Origin of the sequence: Serratia sp. H1w (assembly GCF_000633355.1) — a bacterium.
In the GTDB taxonomy this organism is placed as follows: Bacteria; Pseudomonadota; Gammaproteobacteria; order Enterobacterales; family Enterobacteriaceae; genus Chania.
Map to the genome: position 1 here is coordinate 1 of NZ_AYMQ01000095.1, position 6540 is coordinate 6540.

Below are 6540 nucleotides of genomic sequence, written 5' to 3' on the forward strand. Positions count from 1 at the left end.
TTGTCCTCTCTATCTAGGCTCCTGGTGGTTTTCTCGACTACTTGGCCCCGCGAATAGCGGTATTGGGTCTCCTGTCCGTCAGGCGTTCTCACCCAGGTGCACTGCAACTCACTGTTATAGCCATACTCGGTACGGTTGCCCAACGGGTCGGTTTCGCTCAGCAACTCACCGCGTTCACCGTATTCGTTACTGTGGATCGCCCCGTCCGGGTCAACCTTTTTCACCAGACGGCGGAAGCGGGTATCATGTTGCCAGGTCTCCCGTGAACCGTCCTGATGGACCACGGTGACGGCACCGGGTTGCTCATCCCATAGAAAACGCTGGTCAAAGTTGGGCAGGTTGCTCCAGTGGCGCACGGTACGGACCTGCTTGCCTTCTCCCTGCCATTCCCAGTAAAACTCGGCACCACCCGCCAACTGCCGCAGGCTGAACACATAGTCTTCACGATATTGGTAACGCTCGGCTTCTCCCGCCGCATTGATCGCGGCACTCAGTTGCCCCCGCTCATCGTACTCATAGGTCATCAGCGAGTAGGCTGCATCTTCTCGTCCAGACTCAGGGATCAGACTGAGCTGTGTCAAACGCCAACCCTGCGGTAACTCCTGATAGCTGAACTGCAAAGCCGCACCGGCCGGGTGCTCCAGCCGAACCGGCAAGCCCTCATGATAATGCAGGGTCAAGCGCTGCTGGCGATGTGAAAGGCCGGTGATGCGCCCGGTCGTCTTGCCTGGCACCCGCTGCACATGCAGCACCCAGCCGTCCAGGCTACCGGCCATCAGGCAGTAGCTATCGGGCTCTTCGTCCAGATAGGCGGCAGCCCCGGCCACATAGTTAAGCCCGCTTGGGGAAACGTCGGTAGGCAATGGCAGGATGGTGGTGAGGGCCTGATGATCGGTCCAGTGCAGTTCATCACCGACAAACTCCACCTGATGCTGCAGGCTGTGGCTCCAGCCAAAACCCAACACCGACGGGCACTCAACGGCAGTGGTACGGTACTGACGCTGGAAGATAAAGGGCGTCAGGCCAATCAGTTGCCCATCGTCCAGGGTGAGCAGTTCCTCGCCGTTGATCAGCGAGACCGGGCAGCCGGTGGCGGGGGTGCACTGTGAGCTCACCGTGGATTTCCCCGTCGCGTCTGTCGCGGGGGTATTTTTCACCGTGCCTGAATTATCAACCAGGCTGGTCTGGTGGTTAGACCCCACAAGGTTTTTCCGATCCTGTTTCAACCGGGCATTCGCCTGGCGCTTGAAATTCTGTAGGCGGCTCTTTTCAAAGAAGCGTTTGACCAGCTCCAGGGTGGCAAACAGGACCGTCTTCAGACCCTGCCAAACATGCTGCATGGCGCTGCCCAGCTTCTTGAGCAAGCGGCCCACTTTATAGACCAGGAACGCCACACCCAGCCCGGCGGTCACCAGGGTCAGCAGCGCCCCGAAGACAATGCCGACCAGTGCATCACCAATAATAGAACCCCCGACTTTCACCATCGGCTCCAGCAACGCCCCCCACGGGTACATGCGCAATTGCATCACCACCGAGCGCATAAACAGATACAACCCGGCTTCGTCATTGAACAACGCCAGCAGCTCACGGGTCATCTGCTTGCTGCCCTCCAGCAGAGTCTTCAGTTTCTGTTCATCCAGTTGGGTGATCAAATCCTTATACTTGCTGGCTTCCGCATAGATTTCCTGCCCGTATTTTGCGGGATCGGTGATCACGTTGTAAGCCAGTTTTACGTCGTCCCACAGCCCGAACATGCCCTCGTACAACCCATCTCCCAACGCGGTCAACAGGCCTGTATTAATAGGGCTGAGCTGCCACTGCGGCTTATAGGCCTGCCATTGCGTTGACAAGGCATCGTACATCTCCAGCATCAGGCCGTCATAGGCTTGCAGCATCTGGTTATTGTGCTGTTCCAACTGAGTGTCGGTGGCTTTAACGTAATATTTCTTGCCCGCAGTCAAGCCGGGAAAGAGCGCCATACCTTGCTCATCGGTTTGTTTCGTCGCCACCTTCGAGTCAAAGCCAAAACTGACATCTTCATAGATCTCGATGGTCACATCGGGGATAGGCAGGTCAAGCGTGGACTCATAGGCAAGTGCGACCGTGATCACACCACTCTTCGGACAGGTCACCACACTGCTCTCAAAACTGCGATCGTTTTCAGAGACGACCTTTTTACTGTCGTTGAGCCGCAGGGTTTTCTCCATCTCCAGCGTCGGCCCACCCAGGCTTCCGGAAATGCTGCTGGCGGTGGCCCACTCCTTGACGATCTGCCGATATTCTTTAGTCAACAGGGTCTTGTTCTTGAAGCTCAGCAACGCATTGTCAATACTCGCAATATATTCGGTCGTCATAGTCCATTACTCACGGTCGAAAAGAGGAATCGTTAAAGGTGCTCACCTCGAACGGATTAGTACGGCGATTCAACGTATCTACCAGAGCCTGAGATAGCCGTGCGGTTCGCTTCTTCGGATCGGGGGTCTGTTGCCAGACCTGTGGGTACAGCCGCATCGCAATCTGGCGCAGCACCGGTTCCGGCACGGCTTGATAGAGTTCAAACTCATTCTCGCGCAACCAATTCAGCAGGTTGACGATCAGCGGTGACGGATCTTCATCCAGCAGGGAGTCCACCATGCCTTGAGGCACCTGCCACCACGGGCTAATCTGGGCCTGCGCAGTGGGATCTACCGGGCAGGTAAATACTTCGCCGTTTACCCAGTAATCGGAAAACGCCGGCAGAATAGTGCGCCAGCCATCGCCAAAATAGTGCAGGTAAGCCGGTAAGAAGCGACCATCCCAGTAACGGAAAAACACCGCTTTGCCGCTGGGCATAATCACCTGAGTTAAACCGGCAAGATGGGCGGCCAAAGCGGCCTGCGGCAGCGGTGAACGCGCCAGCCAGCCCCAATTGCGCAGGGGCGTTTCTGCTACCCAGCGCAGGAACGGACTGCCTTCATTGAGCTGCACCATCACTGGCATCACCTCGAACCAATTGGCATACGGTGTGTTGGCATAGAGCCCGAAAGGCGTGCGGCTGCCATCTTCTCGGTAATAGGCTTTGATGCCTTCCGCACCGTGGGTATTGGCCAGGATGGCATACAGCGGTGTTTTGGCCGTGTCTCTGACCCAGTCCTGTACGCGGTTTTCCCTCATGATTTTTTGCCCATCTTGTTGAATAACGCGGCCATATCAGCAGATTGCGAGCCTTTGAGCTTATCGCTGGCCATATTCAAATAGTCTTTACCCGTGGCACCCGACAGGTTGGTTACATCAGCCATCGCGGTCAGCCCACTGATAGGCAACGAGCCAACGTTAGGCAATGCTTGAGAAACACCTCCTGTCGAAGCCCAACCACTGCCCGGCATCCCTTGAGCGCCACTGGCCGTTGCCGGTATCGCCCCACCGGATTGCTGTACGAAGCCGCTGGAGATATTCTGGCCGGGGGAAGCCGCAGCCGCAGGTGATTCATCTATCGCGCAGCCGCCCTCTTTGCATTTTTCGCACTCTTCGCAGTACGGAGCGTCACTGCTGAGCACACCTTGCTGGATAAGCGTGGGGGCAGCCAACAACGGCACCACACCCGGCATCTTCAGATTGACGCCCTGTCCACTGCCCGCAGAACCGCTACCTACCATCAACGATGACGAGGTAAAAATGGCCCCCGGAGCCAGTTTGATAAAGCTGCCCCCAGCCTTGAGCGTCAGTTCACTGCCCGCCGACAGGGTGATTTTGGCCCCGGCTTCTACCGACACTTCCTGCCCCGCTTTCACCACGTAGGCACTACCGACCTGCAAATGGGATTCGCCGTCGGCCAGTTCGGACTTTTTGCCGCTGGTGTGCAGAGTGAGTTCACCCTTGATGCGAGTTTCCTGATTACCCTCGATGTCGCTCAGGCTGTTGCCGCCAATCTTGCTGTGCTGGTTGGCGCGGATATCCCAGTGCGCGTCGTTGTTGACCAGCGCTTTAAGGTCTTTCTGCGCATGCAGAAAAATCTCTTCGCTGCCCGCCTCATCCTCAAACGACAGCTCGTTAAAGCCCTCGGCCTTGTGCGATTTGGTGCGCCAAACCGAGCGGGTCTTGTTGTCCGGCAGTGGGTACGGCGGTTTATTCAAGCCGTTGTAGTAACGCCCACTGACCACCGGGCGATCGATATCGCCGTTCAGGTAGCTGATCAGCACTTCCTGGCCGATGCGCGGCAACGTCACCGAACCAAAGCCGTCCCCCGCCCACTGGTTGGAGACCGGCACCCAGCAGGACGCTTTTTCATCCGCCGGGTCGTAACGGTTCCAGTGAAAATGCACTCGCACCCAGCCCAGTTCGTTGACGTACAGCTCTTCGCCTTTCGGCCCGACGATGGTCGCCACCTCATCCCCGTCGGCCAACGGTTTGTAACGGTAGCTTGGCCGCCAGTCGATATTCCCCGGCGCGAAGGTCAGTGAGTTAGTAAAAGTGGTGCCGCTGCCGTTACTCTCTTCTTCCAGCGCAGCAGGCTGCTCGCCACGGTGGCTGACAGTGATCACCTGCCAGCGATCGTTACGTGCCTGCACCGGGTGGCCGTGCAAGGTGAAAATCGTGCCCGGCATCAGCCGGATACTGTTGGTCTCTGCCTCGCCCTGTTGGGTGCCAGCCTGCATCGCTTCCAGCCGCAGGGTACTGAACTGCGGCCCGGTCTGGTCATCCTGATAGCGCCCATAGCTCTCAAACACCGAGTATTGAGTCGTCTCTCCGCCCAGTTCCGGGTCGCTCTGCTTGAATTGCAGCGGATGGTCGGGTCGCCGGTGTTCACGATCTTTGAGTACGCTTTCCCGTGACTGCATGAACGCGCCCAGGGTCAGCCGATGGGCAATGTCTCCCTGGGTGGGCGACTGGATATGCGGGTTGAAGGTCACCGGGACACCCTCGGTCATCCCCAGATGCGAATCGCCGTACACCAGTTCGTTATCTTCAAACCAGAAGGTGATCCCCACCTCGGCCATCAGCCGCAGGATGAAATCCAGGTCGCTTTCGCGCTTCTGGGTCACGTATTCGCGTGGCGGGTAGGTCTGCTGGAGTTGGCTTTGGTAGGGGATGTGGTGCTCATCCAACACCTTGTTGACGATGTCCGGCACCGACAGAAAATGGAAGATCCGGCTGTCTTGCTTCAAACTCAGCACCCAGACATCCGGGCGGATCACCGCCTGATAATAGGTACGGCGAAAACCGCTTTCCCCCTGGGTCAGGCTGGCAATCAACCCCGGGATCGTGCGCTGTTCCTCGCCACTGACGGTGACGGTCAGCGACCCCGGTTGCAGCAATTGTGCCGCCAGCTCGATATCCGACCGGGTGCTGACCAGGCTCACCGTCAAGGTAAACAGGGTCGACAGCCCTTCTTCCAGGGTAAAGCCGGCCACGTCAAAGGTGTCCTCGGGAAGTTCACCCAGCTGGCTGCTGAAAAATAATCCGTTGTCCATCGTTCACTCCTTGTGGTGTCTCACATCATGGCCCGTTGGCCGCGCGCCAGGGGCAAGGCCCAGCGTTGCTGTGAAGGTTCGGTTATCACGTCCAGCAACAGGAAGCTGTTGGTGGTCAGACAATGGGTAAAGAACACGCTCAACGCCGCCGCAAAGGTGTAGCCTTCGCCCGGGCTGTCGAACGCCGTGTCATCCAGCGTCAGGGTCATCTGCAGGCCACGCCGTAACCGTTCGCCCATCAGGGTATTCACCGGTTCGGTCTTGACGGCCAATATGCCCTCCACTGCCCGCCGGATGTGCCGAACCTGGGGCAGGTTGTGCCGGGCATGCAGGCAGAAATCGTCGATCGCCCGTTGCACCGTTTCCCGGTGGTTGAGCAAGGCCGGGCTGAAAGACAGGCAGGCCATCAGCCGCCAGTGATGATGGCTGTCCACCACCGCCGGATAAGGCGTTGAAAATCGTGTCACGGTGGTGACATCGAGGGTATCGGTCACTGCCATGCCGAGCAGGAAAGGCGAGCCAATGGGTAATGCGGGCGTACTGGCCGTCGTGGTGAGCAGGTCGCAGACCACCGCGCGACACGGCGGCTCAACCAACGGTTCCCCGGCACTGTTGCACAACACCAGCTCATGCTGCATCCGGCCCAGCACATCTCCGCGGACCTGCACGCGGTAAAACAGCGCCAATGCGGCGTCGGGCGCATAACGCGATTCCGGCGTCAATTCACTGTCGGGCAGAAAATGCACCCGTCGGCCTCGCCTCAGGGTGTCCGGCTCCTCCAGCATGCTGACGCCGGTAATGGCATACACCCAGCGATCGTCGTCATACGGCAGCGGATAGACACTCTGCCCGGGTAACAGCCGCAGAGGCGTGCTTTTCTGTGCCGCCAGGCTGATCACCGGAACGCAATGCAGCTGAAAGGCCGAGGCCACCTGCGCCTGCGTGAGCGGGATCTCCCCGTCGAATGAGAGGATGACGGTAAAGGTGCGGCTGTTTCCCAGCATCAGCCCGGAGCGAACCGGGCCAAAATCCAGCGTCAGGAAATCATTCACATGGGGCAGATACAGGTACTCGGCCAGGCTTTGCAACG

4 protein-coding genes are annotated in these 6540 nt (G+C 58.4%); all 4 read right to left on the reverse strand.

Going from position 1 to position 6540, the window contains the following annotated elements:
* Positions 1 to 2354, reverse strand: a 2354-nt coding sequence (locus U869_RS0121650; RefSeq protein WP_025122952.1) for a DUF6531 domain-containing protein, incomplete at its 3' end; no start/stop codon positions are given.
* Between the two features lie 10 nt (positions 2355 to 2364).
* Positions 2365 to 3153 carry a DUF4123 domain-containing protein gene (locus tag U869_RS0121655; RefSeq protein ID WP_025122953.1) on the reverse strand — a complete coding sequence of 263 codons (789 nt, stop codon included), beginning with the start codon at positions 3151 to 3153 and terminating at the stop codon, positions 2365 to 2367.
* Positions 3150 to 5450, reverse strand: a complete 2301-nt coding sequence (tssI, locus tag U869_RS0121660) for a type VI secretion system tip protein TssI/VgrG (RefSeq protein WP_025122954.1) — start codon at positions 5448 to 5450, stop codon at positions 3150 to 3152. The genes U869_RS0121655 and tssI overlap by 4 nt, the downstream gene beginning before the upstream one ends.
* 20 nt (positions 5451 to 5470) lie before the next feature.
* Positions 5471 to 6540 (reverse strand): type VI secretion system baseplate subunit TssF (locus tag U869_RS0121665; RefSeq protein ID WP_025122955.1); only part of this gene is annotated, 1070 nt, incomplete at its 5' end.

What these genes read in the sequence shown, in the direction of transcription:
- U869_RS0121655 (WP_025122953.1), bottom strand. Translation starts at nt 3,153, where the DNA reads ATGAGGGAAAACCGCGTACAGGACTGGGTCAGAGACACGGCCAAAACA.
- tssI (WP_025122954.1), bottom strand. Translation starts at nt 5,450, where the DNA reads ATGGACAACGGATTATTTTTCAGCAGCCAGCTGGGTGAACTTCCCGAG.